At 71.4% G+C, this 15,131-nt stretch carries 10 protein-coding genes; all 10 read right to left on the bottom strand.

Features of this window, described 5'->3' with window-relative positions; all coding sequences use genetic code 11:
• Nucleotides 1–5,001 (bottom strand): beta-ketoacyl synthase N-terminal-like domain-containing protein (locus ACIP79_RS11450; protein WP_401222709.1); only part of this gene is annotated, 5,001 nt, incomplete at its 3' end.
• A 38-nt stretch (nucleotides 5,002–5,039) separates the two neighbouring features.
• On the bottom strand, nucleotides 5,040–5,906 hold the full coding sequence (locus ACIP79_RS11455) for a 3-hydroxybutyryl-CoA dehydrogenase (protein WP_401222711.1): 867 nt from the start codon (nucleotides 5,904–5,906) through the stop codon (nucleotides 5,040–5,042).
• A 20-nt stretch (nucleotides 5,907–5,926) separates the two neighbouring features.
• Nucleotides 5,927–6,982 (bottom strand): 3-oxoacyl-ACP synthase III family protein, encoded by a 1,056-nt coding sequence (locus ACIP79_RS11460; RefSeq protein ID WP_401222140.1) that lies wholly within the window; start codon nucleotides 6,980–6,982, stop codon nucleotides 5,927–5,929.
• 20 nt (nucleotides 6,983–7,002) lie between these two features.
• The gene (ccrA, locus tag ACIP79_RS11465; RefSeq protein WP_401222142.1) at nucleotides 7,003–8,337 is read right to left on the bottom strand and encodes a crotonyl-CoA carboxylase/reductase; all 1,335 of its coding nucleotides are present in this window, start codon (nucleotides 8,335–8,337) and stop codon (nucleotides 7,003–7,005) included.
• Nucleotides 8,334–9,332 (bottom strand): 3-oxoacyl-ACP synthase III family protein, encoded by a 999-nt coding sequence (locus tag ACIP79_RS11470; RefSeq protein WP_401222143.1) that lies wholly within the window; start codon nucleotides 9,330–9,332, stop codon nucleotides 8,334–8,336. The genes ccrA (ACIP79_RS11465) and ACIP79_RS11470 overlap by 4 nt, the downstream gene beginning before the upstream one ends.
• 47 nt (nucleotides 9,333–9,379) lie before the next feature.
• Nucleotides 9,380–10,726: a crotonyl-CoA carboxylase/reductase gene (gene ccrA / locus ACIP79_RS11475; protein ID WP_387179839.1), complete on the bottom strand. Its 1,347-nt coding sequence runs from the start codon at nucleotides 10,724–10,726 to the stop codon at nucleotides 9,380–9,382.
• Between the two features lie 222 nt (nucleotides 10,727–10,948).
• A complete protein-coding gene (locus tag ACIP79_RS11480; protein WP_401222145.1) occupies nucleotides 10,949–12,244 on the bottom strand; it encodes a cytochrome P450 in 1,296 nt (431 codons plus the stop codon).
• Between the two features lie 41 nt (nucleotides 12,245–12,285).
• A complete protein-coding gene (locus ACIP79_RS11485) occupies nucleotides 12,286–13,920 on the bottom strand; it encodes an acyl-CoA dehydrogenase family protein (protein ID WP_401222147.1) in 1,635 nt (544 codons plus the stop codon).
• Nucleotides 13,921–14,307: 387 nt separating this feature from the next.
• Nucleotides 14,308–14,496 (bottom strand): hypothetical protein, encoded by a 189-nt coding sequence (locus ACIP79_RS11490; RefSeq protein WP_401222149.1) that lies wholly within the window; start codon nucleotides 14,494–14,496, stop codon nucleotides 14,308–14,310.
• Between the two features lie 33 nt (nucleotides 14,497–14,529).
• Complete coding sequence (locus ACIP79_RS11495; protein ID WP_401222151.1) at nucleotides 14,530–14,931, bottom strand: winged helix-turn-helix transcriptional regulator; 402 nt, start codon at nucleotides 14,929–14,931, stop codon at nucleotides 14,530–14,532.
• Nucleotides 14,932–15,131 lie beyond the last annotated feature (200 nt).

Here is a 15,131-nt window from a genome sequence, read left to right on the forward strand (position 1 = left end):
GATGAGGGCGTCGGGGGTGAGGCCGTGGGTGATCCAGGTTTTGGCGAGTGCGGTGTGGATGGTGAAGAGGGTGGGTTGGAGGATGGCGATGTTTTCAAGGGCGGTGGGGTTGTTGAGGACGTCGGTTATTTTCCAGTCGACGTGTTTTTCGATGGCGGTGGCGGTTTCGTTGAGGTGGGTGCGGAAGGTGGGGAGGGTTGCGGCGAGTTGTTGGGCCATGCCGGGCCATTGGGAGCCTTGGCCGGGGAGGATGAAGACGGTTTTGCCGCGGTCGGGGTCGAGGGTTCCGGTGATGACAGCGGGGTGTTCGCGTCCCTGAGTCAGTGCGGTGAGGGCGGTGAGGAGTTCGTCGTGGTGGTGGGCGACGATGGCGGCGCGTTCGTCGAACGCCGTCCTGGTCACCGCCAACGCCCGCGCCACCTCGACAAGCTTCAGATCGGGGCGTTCCAGCAGGTGAGCCGCGAGCCCGGCGGCTCGCGCGCGCAGCGCCTCCGGCGTACGCGCGGACAGCAGGAACAGGTGTGCGCCCGCCTCCTCGACCGGCGGCTCCGCCGCGACCGGCTCGGCTTCCGTGAACTCCTCGATGAACTCCTCGATGACGGCGTGGGCGTTGGTCCCGCTGATGCCGAACGAGGAGACACCGGCGCGGCGCGGGTGGCCGTTCCGCTCCCACGGCCGCGCCTCCGTCAGGAGTGAGACGGCCCCGGACGACCAGTCGACCTGCGGCGTCGGCTCGTCCGCGTGCAGCGTCTTGGGCAGGGTGTCGTGCCGCAACGCCATGACCATCTTGATGACGCCGGCGACTCCGGCGGCGGCCTGGGTGTGGCCGATGTTGGACTTTATGGAGCCGAGCCACAGTGGCCGTTCGGCGGGCCGGTCCTGGCCGTAGGTGGCGAGTAGGGCGTTGGCCTCGATCGGATCGCCGAGGCGTGTTCCGGTGCCGTGGGCGTCCACGGCGTCCACCTCTCCCGGCGCCAAACGGGCGTTGGCCAGCGCGGCGCGGATGACGCGCTGCTGCGCCGGTCCGTTCGGGGCGGTGAGGCCGTTGCTCGCGCCGTCCTGATTGACCGCCGAGCCGCGCACCACAGCCAGCACACGGTGACCGTTGCGACGGGCATCGGACAAACGCTCCAGGACCAGCATCCCCACGCCCTCCGACCAGCCGGTGCCGTTGGCGTCCGCGGCGAAGGAGCGGCAGCGGCCGTCGGCCGACAGGGCGCGCTGACGGGTGAGTTCGACGAAGATCCCGGGGGTCGACATGGCGGTCACGCCGCCGGCGACGGCCAGGGTGCACTCGCCCTGCCGCAGCGCCTGGCAGGCCAGGTGCAGCGCCACCAGCGAGGCCGAACAGGCGGTGTCCACCGTCAGCGCCGGGCCTTCGAGGCCCAGGGTGTACGCGATGCGGCCCGAGGCGACACTGGGAGTGGAGCCCGTCATCAGGTAGCCCTCGGTGGCCCGCGTTCCCTCGTGCAGGCGCGGGCCGTAGTCCTGGAAGGTGGCGCCGACATAGACGCCGGTGGGGGTGGAACGCAGCGATGCCGGGTCGATGCCGGCGCTCTCGATCGCCTCCCAGGTGGTCTCCAGCAGAAGCCGTTGCTGCGGGTCCATCGCGAGGGCCTCGCGGGGAGAGATCCCGAAGAAGTCGGCGTCGAACGCCGCGGCGTCGTGGAGGAAGCCGCCCTCGCGGACGTAGTGCTTGCCGGGCTGCCGGCCCTCCGGGTCGTACAGTCCGGCCAAATCCCAGCCACGGTCGGTCGGGAACGGGCCGATGACGTCGCGGCCCTCGGCGACGACCCGCCACAGGTCCTCGGGGGAGCGCACCCCGCCCGGGTAGCGGCACCCCATGGCGACGATGGCGATCGGCTCGTCCGCGTCGGCCGCCGGCCGGGCGGGAGCGTCTGCCGGGGTCGGGGCGGCGCGCCCGCCGCCCAGGAAGTCGATTACCGCCTCGGGGGTGGGGTGGTCGAACACAAGGGTCGTCGGCAGCGGCCTGCCCAACGCCTCGCTCAGCCGCTCGCCCAGCTCGACCCCGGTCAACGAGTCGAACCCGAGGTCCTTGAACGAACGCCGGGAGTCGATCTCCTGAACCGAGTCGGCCTCCAGCACGGCAGCCACCTCGCCGAGCACGAGCTCGGCGAGGACCAAGTCCCGCTCCTCCGGAACGACCTCGGCCCGCGGCTCGCGTGCCGCCTCGGGCGACGGCGTCAGCACCGTCCCGTCAGGTGACGCGAGTGCGGCCTGAGCCTCCGGCGTGCGCGCGGCCCTGGAACCCGGCTGCTCCGCCGCCTCCGGCAGGGGCTGCGGCTGCGCTTCCGGACCGGGCACGACACCCGACCCGGACGTGACCTGGGGCGAAGGGTCTTGCCCCTGCAGCCAGTAGCGCTTTCGCTGGAAGGCGTACGTCGGCAGCGAGGTGCGGCCGGTGGCGCGACCCAGGGGGCCGGACCAGTCGAGGGTGACGCCGTCCGTGTGCAGACGGGTCAGGGCGCCGAAGAGAGACGGGACCTCGGGGCGGGTGCGGCGCTGGGTGGCTGCCAGCACCGGCTTGGTTTCGCTCCGCCCTGTCAGGCTGTCGCGGGCCATGGGGGTCAGAGCCGCGTCCGGACCGATCTCCAGATAGCGGCTCGCGCCCTGTTCCTCCAGGCTGCGTACGCCGTCCAGGAAACGAACGCCCTCCCGTACGTGCCGCACCCAGTAGTCGGCGTCGACCTCGTCCGCGCCCAGCAGGCCGCCGGTCAGGTTCGACACCAGAGGGATGCGCGGCGGGAGGTGGGCCAGGCCCTCCGCCACGCGGCGGAACTCCGTCAGCATGCCGTCCATGTGCGGGGAGTGGAACGCGTGGCTGACCGTCAGTCGACGCGTCTTGCGGCCCCGGCCCCGCCATTCCTCCTCCACCGTCAGCACCGCCGCCTCGTCGCCGGACACGACGCAGGAGCTGGGCCCGTTGACCGCCGCGAGGGTGGCGTCGCCCAGGCCGGACAGTGTGGAGAGCAGCTCGGCCTCGGACGCCTGGACGGCCACCATGGTGCCGCCGTCGGGCAGTTCCTGCATCAGGCGACCGCGTGCCGCGACCAGGGTGCAGGCGTCGTTCAGCGAGAGAACCCCGGCGACGTGGGCGGCGGCGATCTCGCCGATGGAGTGGCCGATCAGCAGATCCGGTGCCAGGCCCCACTCTTCGAGGAGCCGGAACAGCGCGACCTCGAAGGCGAAGAGCGCGGCCTGCGTGTAGCGGGTCCGGTCGATCAGCCCGGCGAGCGGAGAGTCCTCCTTCGCGAACATCACCTCGCGCAGCGAGCACCCGAGTTCGGGGTCGAACCGCTCGCAGACGGCGTCGAGGGCGGCGGCGAACACCGGGAACGCCCCGTACAGCTCCTGGCCCATGCCGGCGCGCTGGCTGCCCTGGCCCGGGAAGAGGAACGCCAGCCTGCCCGCCTCGTCAGGCGGGGTGGCCGTGCCGAACGTGACGCGGGGGGCGGGGCGGCCCCCGGCCAGGGCGGCCAGCGTGCCGAAGGCGGCGACCTGGTCCTCGCCCTCGGCGAGGAACGCGGCCCGGTGCCGGAAGTGGGTGCGGGTGGTGGCCAGGGCGCGCGCCACCTCCGGCAGCGGCAGGCCGGGGTTGCCCTGCAAGTGGGTCAGGAGCCGCTCGGCCTGGTCGCGCAGCGCGGCCTCGCTCTGGGCGGACAGCAGGACGGGCACGGGCGGGGTGAGCGGCGCGGGCTCGTGCGCCGGCTCGGGTGCGGCGGTGAGCACGAGGTGGCAGTTGGTGCCGCCCATGCCGAACGAGCTGACGCCGCAGAGCGGTTCGCCCTCCAGCGGGGTGAGCGCGTCGTTGACGCGCAGCCGCAGCTCCTCCAGCGGGATGGCGGGGTGCGGGGAGCGGTAGTTGAGGCTGGGCGCGAGCGCACGCTCCCGCAGGCACAGAGCTGCCTTGATCAGCCCGGCGATGCCCGCCGCGCCCTCCAGGTGGCCGATGTTGGTCTTGACGGAGCCGACGAGCAGCGGCTCGGCGCCGACGGGCCGCGCGGCGCCGAGGACCGCGCCGAGGGCTCCGGCCTCGACGGGGTCGCCGACGGGTGTGCCGGTGCCGTGCAGCTCGACGAAGTCGACGGCGCCCGGGTCGGCCCCGGCCAGCTCGTAGGCGCGGCGCAGTACATCCCGCTGGGCGGCGCCGCGCGGGGCGGTCAGGTTGTCGCCGCCGCCGTCGTTGTTGACGGCGCCTCCGAGGATGACGCCGTCCACGCGGTCGCCGTCGGCCAGGGCGCGGGCGAGGGGCTTCAGCACCACCATGCCGCCGCCCTCGCCGCGTACGAACCCGTCCGCGCGGGCGTCGAAGGTGTACGTGCGGCCCCCGGGCGACAGCGCCCCGAACCGCTCGGCGACGGCGAAGCCCTCGGGCGTGAGGGTGAGGCTGACGCCGCCCGCCAGAGCCAGTTCGGACTCGCCGCTCAGCACGCTCTGGCAGGCCAGGTGCACGGCGACCAGGGAGGAGGACTGCGCGGTGTCGACCACCATGCTGGGGCCGGTCAGGCCCAGGGTGTAGGAGACGCGGTTGGCGATGATGCCACGGCTGACCCCGGTCATGGTGGTGTGGGTGAGCGCGGGGGCGCCGTACGCGTGGGCCAGCTTGGCGTAGTCGTCCCAGACGGCCCCGACGAAGACCCCGGTCGCGGTGGAACGCAGCCGCTCCGGGACGGTCCCGGCGTCCTCCAGGGCCTCCCAGGCCAGCTCCAGGGTGAGCCGTTGCTGCGGGTCCATCGACTTCGCCTCGCGGGGGGAGATGCCGAAGAACCCCGGGTCGAAGGCGTCGACGCCGGGCAGGAAGCCGCCTCTGATCTCCTCGCCGGCAACGGCGAGTTCGGGGCGCCCGGCGGGCGGTCCCGTCACCGCTTCGCCGCCGCCGCTCAGCAGCCGCCAGAACTCCGCCGGACTCGCCGCCCCCGGGAACCGGCAGGACATCCCGACGATCGCGACGGCGTTGGGGTTGATGGCGTTCTCCGGCATCGCGGGGTTCGCGTGCACCAGAAGTCCTCTTCCTCTCGTCACACGTATTCGTGGAAGCCGCGGCCGGTCTTCTTGCCGTGCAACCCGCTCTCGACCATGCGCAGCAGCAGAGGGGGAGGGGCGTACAGGGGCTCCTTGAACTCCGCGTAGAGCGCGGCCGCGACATCGGCGACCGTGTCGAGGCCCACCAGGTCCGCCAGACGCAGTGGGCCGTGGGGATGGGAACAGCCCAGCACCATGCCCTTGTCGATGGTCTCCGGCGTGGCGAAGCCGGATTCCACCATGCGGATCGCGGAGAGCAGGTAGGGGATGATCAGCGCGTTGATGACGAAGCCGCTCCGGTCGGAGGAGCGGATCACCTGCTTGCCGAGGACGACTTCGACGAACGCCCGCATCCGCTCGTAGACCTTCTCGTCGGTGGCCAGCGAGCTGATCAGTTCGACCAGCGGCATGGCGGGCACCGGGCTGAAGAAGTGCGTGCCGATGACGTGGCTGGGCCTGCTGGTGGCGTGGCCCAGGCGGGTGATGGGGAGGGAGGAGGTGTTGGTCGCCAGGATGGCGTCCGGGTTGGTGACGATGGCGTCCAGCGCGGCGAAGAGGTCTCGCTTGGCGGGTTCGTGCTCGCGGATGCTCTCGATGACGAGCAGGTGGTCGGCCAGGTCGGTCAGCTCGGTGGTGAAGGAGATGCGGTCCAGGGCGGCGTCGTGCTGCTCCTCGGTGATCCGGCCCTTGCCGAGGGCGCGTTCGAGGGAGCGGCGGACGCGGCCGCGTCCGGCGTCGGCGGAGGCGGGGCGGGAGACTACGACGGTGACGTGGCGGTCGGCCAGGGCGCACACCTCGGCGATGCCCGAGCCCATCAGACCGCAGCCGATGACGCCGACGCGCTCGATGTCGATGGCTTCCATGGCCAGAGGCGCGTTCGCGTTCACGCGGCATCACTCCTGTCTTCGGTGGTCGTGGCGGTGGTCGTGGCGGTGGTCCAGCGCAGCAGGCAGCCGCCGACGGCCATGCCGCCGCCGAAGCCCATGAGCATCACCAGGTCGCCGTCCTTCAGATGCCCGGCCTGGTCGGCGTCGGCGAGCGTCAGCGGCACCGAGGCGCTGCCGACGTTGGCGTACCGCTCGACGGTGCGGTGCGTACGAGCCCGGGGCAGGCCGGTGGCGAGGGAGAGCTGGTGCAGCAGTACGCCGTTGGGCTGGTGCGGCACGAAGTGGTCGACGTCCGCGAGAGCGACGTCGGCCCGCCCGGCGAGGCGCGCCACCACCGGCGGCACGTTCTCCAGCACGAAGTCCCGCACGGCCCGGCCGTCCATGCGTACGAAGTGGGCGCCTTCGTCGACCGTCTTGTGGGAGGGGGGCAGGCGGCTGCCGCCGGCGTCGATCCGCAGCAGGTGGGCGGCGTCGCCCCGGCTGGAGAGGTCGAACGCGAGCATGCCGTGACCGTCGGGCACCTCGCCGACCACGGCGGCGGCCGCGCCGTCGCCCAGCAGCACCGAGGTGCGGGGGTCGGTGAAGTCGGCGAAGCGGGAGTAGACCTCGGCGGATATGACCAGGGCGAGGCTGCCGGGACGGGACCGCAACAGGCCGCGGGCCAGCTCCAGGCCGTAGACGAAGCCGCTGCAGGCGACGGAGATGTCGAAGCAGGCGGCGTTGCGCGCGTCGATGGCGTTCTGCACCAGGCAGGAGGTGGGCGGCTGGGGCGAGTCGCCGGTGCCGGTGGAGACGATGATGTAGTCGATGCGGTCGACGCCGATCCCGGCCCGGTCGAGGGCGTTCTCGGCGGCCCTGGCGGCGAGGTCGGAGGCCGCCTCGTCGGGCGCGGCCCAACGCCGGGTGAGGATCTGCGTCTTGCGCTCGATCCACTCGGGCGTGGTGGCGGCGAGTGCGGCGACCTCGTCGTTGCCGGCCTCGTCCTTGGGCACGTACATGCCGGTCGCGAGGATGCCGACCGGGCTGTCAGCGAGTGGGGCGTGTTCGGCCACCGTTTGGCACACCTTTCGGGTCAGTTGAAGGAGAAGTTCTCTTCGCCGATGCGGGCGCGGCGTGCGGGATCGGTGACACCCAGGCCGGGTTCGGGCGCCAGGCAGAGGACGCCGACCTTGCCCCAGTGGCTGTTGAGCTGCACCTGCCGCGTGGCCTCGGCCAGCTCGTCCAGCGGATGGACGGCGGAGGTGACCGGCAGGATCGCGCCGATGTCCGCCAGGCGGTTGCACTCCCACTGCTCCTGGAGGTTCGCCGCGTGGCTGCCGATGATCCGTTTGAGGTTCATCCACAGGTAGCGGTTGTCGTAGGAGTGCTGGTAGCCGGTGCTGGAGCCGCAGGTGACGACGGTGCCGCCGCGGCGGACGACGAAGACGGAGATGCCGAACGTGGCCTGCCCGTTGTTGTCGAACGCGATGTGCGGGTCCTCGCCCAGCTCGCGGCGGATGATGCCGCCCAGGCGCTTGCCGAGCTCGATGGTGCGTTCGGGGCTGGGCGCCTCGTTGCCCGCCATGCCGATCTCGGCGCGGTTGATCACCACCTCGCAGCCGAGGCGGCGGGCGATGCCGGCCTTGGCGTCGGAGGAGACGACGCCGACGGGGATGCCGCCGCCGTTCTTCACCAGCTGGGTGGCGAAGACACCGAGGCCGCCGGTGGCACCCCAGATGAGGACGATGTCGCCCTGCTTCATGCGGGCGCCGCGCTCGCCGACGAGCATCCGGTAGGAGGTGCCGGCGCACTGGGCGAGGCAGGCGGCCTCCTCCCAGGTGAGGTGGGCGGCCTTGGGCAGCAGCTGACTGGCGCGCACCACGCAGTAGTGCGCCAGGCCCCCGAAGTTGGTCTCGTAGCCCCAGGCCCACTGCCCGGCGCCGAGCATGCCGTCGGCATGGGTGGCGGGCTCCTGGTCGTCCACCTGCACCGCGGAGACGACCACGTGGTCGCCGGCGCGCCAGCGGCGTACGCCCTCGCCGGCGCGGACGATGACGCCGGCCGCGTCGGAGCCGAGCTGGTGGTAGGGCAGGTCGTGGCGGGTGGCGTGGCCGCCCTGCCGTGCGTAGCGCTTGAGGAAGTCGAAGGTGGGCAGCGGATGGAAGGTCGCCGACCAGACCGCGTTGTAGTTGATGGAGCTGGCCATCACCGCGATCAGCACCTCGTCGGGCGCCAGGCTCGGCATGGGCACGCGCCCGACGTGGAGGGTCTTGCGGACGTCCTTGTCGTCGGTCGCCGACATGCCGGCGAAGGCGTCGACGTCCTCGGCGCGGGTGTGGGCGGCGGTGTAGTGGGCGGGCAGCGGCAGGCGTTCGAGGGTGTCCCCCGGCGCGCCCGCGAGCACCGCCTCGGACAGGGCGTCACTCACGGTGTCACCGCCCAGCGCAGCAGGCAGGAGCCGAGGGAAAGGCCGCCGCCGAAGCCGGAGATCAGCACCAGGTCGCCGTCCTTGAGGTGGCCGGCCCGGTTGGCGTCGTCGAGGGTGACGGGGATGGAGGCGCTGCCGACGTTGCCGTACCGGTCGACGGTGACGTGGGTACGGGCGCGCTCCAGGCCCAGCTTCGCCGCGAGCTTCCCCAGCAGTACGCCGTTGCCCTGGTGCGGGATGAAGTGGTCGACGGCGTCGAGTGACACGCCGGTGCGGTCGGACAGACGCTCCAGGTTGAGCGGTACCTCCTCCATCACGAAGTCGCTGACGGCGCGGCCCTCCATACGGAAGAAGTGCTCGCCCGCGTCGACGGTCGCGTGGGAGGACGGCTTGCGGCTGCCGCCCGCCTCGACGCCGATGAGGTGGTGTCCCTCGCCGCGGCTGGCGAGTTCGACGTCGATGAAGCCGTAGGGGCGGGCGACCTGGCCGACGATGGCGGCGGCGGCGCCGTCGGCGAAGAGGACGGAGGTGCGGCGGTCGGAGAAGTCGAGGATGCGGGAGTAGACCTCGGAGGCGAGCACCAGCACCTTCGCGCCGGGGTAGAGGGTGACGAGGCTGCGGGCCAGGGCCAGGCCGTAGACGAAGCCGGCGCAGACGACGTTGAGATCGAAGCAGGCGGCGTTGTGGGCACCCAGCCGGTCCTGGACAAGGTTGGCGGTGGGCGGTGAGGGGGAGTCGCCGGTGGAGGTGGAGACGATGATGTAGTCGATCTCGTCGGCGGCGATCCCGGCCTGGTCGAGGGCGTTCTCGGCGGCCCTGGTGGCGAGGTCGGAGACGGCCTCGTCGGGGGCGGCGTAACGCCGGGTGAGGATCTGCGTCTTGCGCTCGATCCACTCGGGTGTGGTGCCGGCCCGCTCGGCCAGCTCGTCGTTGCCCACTTCTTCCTTGGGCAGATAGGAACCGGTGGCGAGTATTCCGGCGGAGAGTTCGGGCACCGTCGAGTACGCCTTTCAGGAGGAGGGCGGTAGGGCGGCGGGCGGGATCACGTGGTGGCCGGCGTGGGCCGGCGCATCGGGTTGATGCGGTCCTCGCCGATGCGGGCGCGGCGTGCGGCGTCGGTGACGCCCAGGCCCGGCTCCGGCGCCAGACACAGCACGCCGACCTTGCCGGTGTGCCGGTTGAGCTGTACCTGCCGGGTGGCCTCGGCGACGTCGTCCAGTGGGTGGACGGCCGACAGCACCGGCTGCAGCCGGCCCATGCTCGCGAGGCGGTTGCACTCCGACGCCTCCTGGAGGTTGGCGGAGTGGCTGCCGATGATCCGTTTGAGGTTCATCCACAGGTAGCGGTTGTCGTAGGAGTGCTGGTAGCCGGTGCTGGAGCCGCAGGTGACGACGGTGCCGCCGCGGCGGACGACGAAGACGGAGATGCCGAACGTGGCCTGGCCGATGAAGTCGAAGACGATGTGCGGGTCCTCGCCCAGCTCGCGGCGGATGGCGCGGCCGAGGCGCTTGCCGAGCTCGATCGTCCGCTCGGGGCCGGGGGCGCCGTCGCCTCCCATGCCGATCTCGGCGCGGTTGATCACCACCTCACAGCCGAGGCGTCGCAGCAGCTCCGCCTTGGCGTCGGAGGAGACGACTCCGACGGGGATGCCACCGCTGTTGCGCACCAACTGCACGGCGTACGCCCCGAGGCCGCCGGTGGCACCCCAGATGAGGACGATGTCGCCCTGCTTCATGCGGGCGCCGCGCTCGCCGATCAGCATCCGGTAGGAGGTGCCGGCGCACAGCGGCATGCTGGCCGCCTCCTCCCAGGTGAGGTGGGGCGCCTTGGGCAGCAGCTGGCTGGCGCGGACCACCGTGTAGTGGGCCAGCCCGCCGAAGTTCGTCTCGTAGCCCCAGATGCGCTGCTCGGCGCCGAGCATGCCGTCGGCGTGGGTGGCGGGTTCCTGGTCGTCCACGTGGGTGCAGGAGGCGACCACGTGGTCGCCGACGGCCCAGCGGCGTACGCCCTCGCCGACGCGGACGACGACGCCGGCCGCGTCGGAGCCGAGGACGTGGTACGGCAGGTCGTGGCGCGTGGCGTGGCCGCCCTGCCGTGCGTACCGCTTGAGGAAATCGAAGGTCGAGACCGGCTGGAAGGTGGCCGACCAGACGGTGTTGAAGTTGATGGAGCCGGCCATGACCGCCACCAGCACCTCGTCGGGCGCCAGGTCCGGCATGGGCACGGCGCCGACGTGCAGCGACTTGCGGACGTCGCGGTCCTGGGCGTCGCCGAACATGTCCGCGTCCTCGACCCGGGTGTGGGCGGCGGTGTAGTGGGTGGGCAGCTGCTCCTGTTCGAGCCGCTCGGGGGACGCGCCCGCGACCACGGCCTCGGCCAGCGAATCCATGTTGTTTCCTTTTCGTTTCCTGGTCCTGGTATTCCTGGTCTCTGTGCGTTTCCTCGGATTCCTTGGAGTGCTGAAAGGACTCTAAGAATGTGAATCTCCGAAAGGGAACCCCTCATTTGCCCCCTACGAAAGGAACCTCTCATTCCCCCCATGAAAAGAACCCCTCATCCGCCCCTAGGGGGTGAATGAGGGGTTCTGCCGGGTCAAATTCCGGAAAAGTGGTCAGGCGCCCGCGGGTATCAGTTCGACGGGCATGTCGAGAACGATGGTGTGCTTGTTCCAGGGCTGGTAGGTGACCTTTCCGGCCAGGCGGATCTCCGCCACCGAGTCCAGCAGCTCCTCCAGCAGCAGCCGGATCTGGAGACGGGCCACATCGCTGCCCAGGCAGTAGTGGTTGCCGTGGCCGAACGACAGGTGGGGGTTGCTGGTCCGGCGGATGTCGAAGCGCGAGGGGTCGTCGAAGACCTCCTCGTCGCGGTTGCCCGAGGGCCACCACAGCGAGACCTTCTGGCCCGCGCGGATCTCGGTGTCGCCGACGCGTGTGTCGACGGTGGCGGTGCGCCGGTTGTACTGGTTGGGCGGAGCGAATCGCAGCAACTCCTCGATGGCGCTCGGGATCAGGCCGCGGTCCTCGCGCAGCGCCCGCCACTGCTCGGGTTGGTGGGCCAGCGCCAGCACGCCCCGGGCGATGGTGTTCCGCGGCTGCTCGGCGCCGGTGAGGAGCAGCAGCAGGATGTTGGCGAACCGCTCGTGGTCGCTCAGCGGAGGCTCACCCTCGGCCAGCACCTCCTCGGGCAGCTCGCCGGCCGCCAGCACCGAGGCGAGGTCCTCCTCGGCAGCGACCCGCTTTCGCTCGATCAGCTCGCGCACGTACTCCTGGGTGGCGAGGATCGTCTCCCTGGAGGTCTCGGTCGACAGGCCCGTGCGGCGGTCGATGAAGCCGACGGAACGGTGGGCCCAGTCGGCGAGTTTCGCCTGGTCCTCGTCGGGGACGCCGAGCAGCACGGCCATGCTGCGGTAGGCGTAGGGCTCGGTGATGTCGTTGGCGAAGTCGCAGGCGCCGCCGCCTGCAAGGGCCTGGTCCACCAGCCGGGTCGCGTTGGCCCGCAGGTCCGCCTCCAGCACGTCGGCGACCCTGTTGGCCACGGCCGGGGCCAGCAGATGCTTCAGCAGGTGGTGGCGCGGGTTGTCCTGCATCGCGAGCATCGCGCCGGCCCGGTCGCCGTCGGGGATGTCGTCGATCGCGGAGCCGCCGCCGGAACGGCCGCCGCCGCCCCGGGCGGAGAAGGTGTCCGGGTCACTGGCCACGGCGGCGATGTCGGCGTGGCGGCTGACCACCCAGAAGCCCTCCTGGTCAGCGGTCTGGCCGGGGGGATGGAAGAGCACGGGAGCCTCACGGCGCAGCCGGGAGAAGAGCTCGTACGGGAAGCCCTCGTCGATCGTGGCGAACCTGGCATGGTCGGTCAGGTCGAACCCTTTCAGAACGGGCGGCAGCTGATCGATGGCACTGTCGGACATCGGAGGGGGTCTCCCTTGGAGTTGTGGCTGGGCCGTGGGTTTCAGGGACGGGCGAGCGAGGCCAGGCCGGAGCCGCCGAGCAGGGTGCGGCTGAGCTTGGCGTGGTCGGGTTCCTGGGTGTCCGTGGCGGCCAGGCGGCGCCACAGCCCGGCGAGGCGGTGGCGGGCCGCGGTGCAGAAGACGTCCGCCAGCTCCTGACGGGAGTCGGCCTCCCTGTCGGTGAAGCCCTCCGTCCGTGCCAGCACGGCGCACATGGCGAACAGTTCGGCGGAGAGCCGGCCCAGCACCCGCAGCGTCTCCTGCCGGGCGAACAACTCCTCGGCATGGGAGTGGTGTGCGGCGAGGGTGGTGAGGGCGCGGTGCAGGCGGCGTATGCCCTGGGCCGCCGCGCCCAGGTGGCGTCGGTTGGCGGGGGAGAGGTCGGCGCCGGTGGCGGCAGAGGTGTCGGCGGGCTCGTCGGCGGTGCTCCCGGGGCGGGCGGCCAGATGCGCCAACAGCCGCTGGGCCGCCTGCATGTCGAGCAGGAAGTCGATGTTGCCCGCGATCCGCGGCCCCCGGGCATCCCGCAGCAGACGCTCCACGGGCAGCGCCGCCGCGCCCCGCTCGCGCTTGCTGGCCGCTGTCTCGAATCCCTCGCCGCCCAGCAGGGACACGGTACGGTCGGCGATCCGCCACGCGGTCACGGTGGCGAGGTTCTTGGTCACGACCCGCTCGAACCACCGGTCCGCAAGTCCGGCGTCCAGCAGGCACCAGCGCAGCACGGTGTCCATCGCGTACACGTCCGCCGCCGTTCGGGACACCAACCGCTGGATCAGGTCGTGGTCACCCAGCGCGCGGCCGTCGATGCCGCGGCGCGCCACGAACTCCGCCGATGCCGCCAGACAGCGGCGGGCGACAGCCATGGCGGGGGCGGCGTTGAAGAACAGGGCGCTGCGCAGCGCGATCGCGCCGACCGGCGGCGGAAAGCCGGGCACGTCGGGCATGCCGAGCAGCACGTGTTCCCGGGGCACGCGCACTTGCGCACAGCGCAGCCCGGCGTTCGGCAGGCCCCTGCTGCCCATGAACCGCAGCCGCGCGGTGACGGAGAAGCCGGGGGTGGCCGCGTCGAGGAAGCAGACCGCCATGCGGCGGCTGCCTCCCTCCACCACCGTCGCCAGGATCGCGACCAGATCGGCCACGTCGCCGTTCCCGATGAACACCTTCTCGCCGTTGAGGAGGTACGCCGAGCCGTCCTCGGTGGGCGTGGCGGTCAGGCCCGGCCAGGTGTTGTTGGCGCCCTGCGGCTCGGTGCCGGCGAAGGCCGAGACGGTCCCGGCGGCGACGCGGCTCGCCACCATCTCGCGCAGCGGGCCCTCGGGGAGTGCGGCCAGCAGCGCGGGGGCGCCGACGGCGTTCTGGATGGCCAGCACCTGACCGACGGCGACGGAGTCCGCCGCGACGCGTTCCACCGCGCGGAAGGTGTTGAACGCCGACAGACCGCGGCCGCCCAGCCCTGCGTCGGTGACCAGCCGGAAGTAGCCGTGGTCGCGCAGGTCGGCGAGGAGACCGTCGGGCAACTCCGCCGTCCGGTCGATCTCCTCCGGATCCGCCCGGTCACCGACGAACGCCGCGAGCTCTGCCGCGAGCTCCTCACCGGTTTTCCGGTCCGACTCCGACTGTTCGGGAAATGGCCGCATCACATCCCATCGGAGCCGCCCGGATTCGAGAATCGTGAGAAAAGTCGGGGCTGCTTTCACCGGTCTCCCTTCCAACTCGGCCTTTCCGCGGCACGCTAAGTCGGAGAAACCCCTAATGCCAACCCCAGGAATTTCCGCAGGAGTACCCCCTACTCAACCGCGATCTTCGTGACTGCCTGGGCGTCGCGAAATTCTGGTGCTGACCACGGGCTGTGGGGATGAGACGGGCGGCGCGGAAGCGGTCATCGGCGCGGGCCCGCTGACGGCGGGGGAGTTCAAGACCGGCGATCCGACCGGCGGTGTGGGTCGCGAAGCGGGCCAGCCGCGGTCCGGCGGCGTCCACGAGGCGCAACTGGGCGCCGGGGTACGGGTGTTCACCACGGACGATCATGCGAGGACGCGGTGGATGTCCGCGACCACCTGCCCGCCGCCCGCGTCCGGCGCGGCGTCACGGGCCAACTTCCAGACGCGGTTACGTACTTCGGCCCGGGCGGTGCGCAGCGCGGCCAGGACCCGCTGCCCGCCCGGGACAGACGCCGCTGATATCGCCGTCTCCGGAACGGACTTGCGGATCATCCCGGCCGGTGGACAGGCAACTACCCGAGCGAATCAGGTCGCGGCTACTCCGACGCGCTCACTGTCGTACGCCTCCTGCGCGGCGGAGATGAACTCGTGGTGGCGCTCGACCCATGTCCCGAGCTGCTCGAAGGCGCTCTCGAGCTCCCGGGCCATGTCGCTGGCGGTGTACTCCACCTTCGGCGGCACGGTGGGATGGACAGTGCGGATGATGAGGCCGTTTCGCTCCAGCTGGCGGAGCGTTACCGTCAGCATGCGGCGGCTGATGCCGGGAATGCTGCGCTCCAATTCGGTGAAGCGGATCGGGCCGCGAGTGACCGCGAGCAGGATGATCTGCACACTCCACTTGCCGGTGACGCTGACGAAGATGTCGCGGAATGAGCAGGACTCGGTGTGGCTGACCTGCGTTGATACATCAGAGTAACTCTGTGACACGAAAGTTCCTTCTTCCGTCATTCCTCGAAGTCGCAGAACATGTACCCGATGAGCAAGAGAAGTGATCTGCCGTCGAACAACTCCCGTAACCAGGGCGTTTTCGCGCGCGCCGGAGACATCCACCTCCCATCATGACGATGGCGCCGCCCCTCACACATGCCTGCCTCGCCCCGGGAGGCACACCCCTTGTCTGTCCAGAT

The sequence above is a fragment of the Streptomyces sp. NPDC088747 genome (assembly GCF_044751025.1).
Taxonomy (GTDB): domain Bacteria; phylum Actinomycetota; class Actinomycetes; order Streptomycetales; family Streptomycetaceae; genus Streptomyces.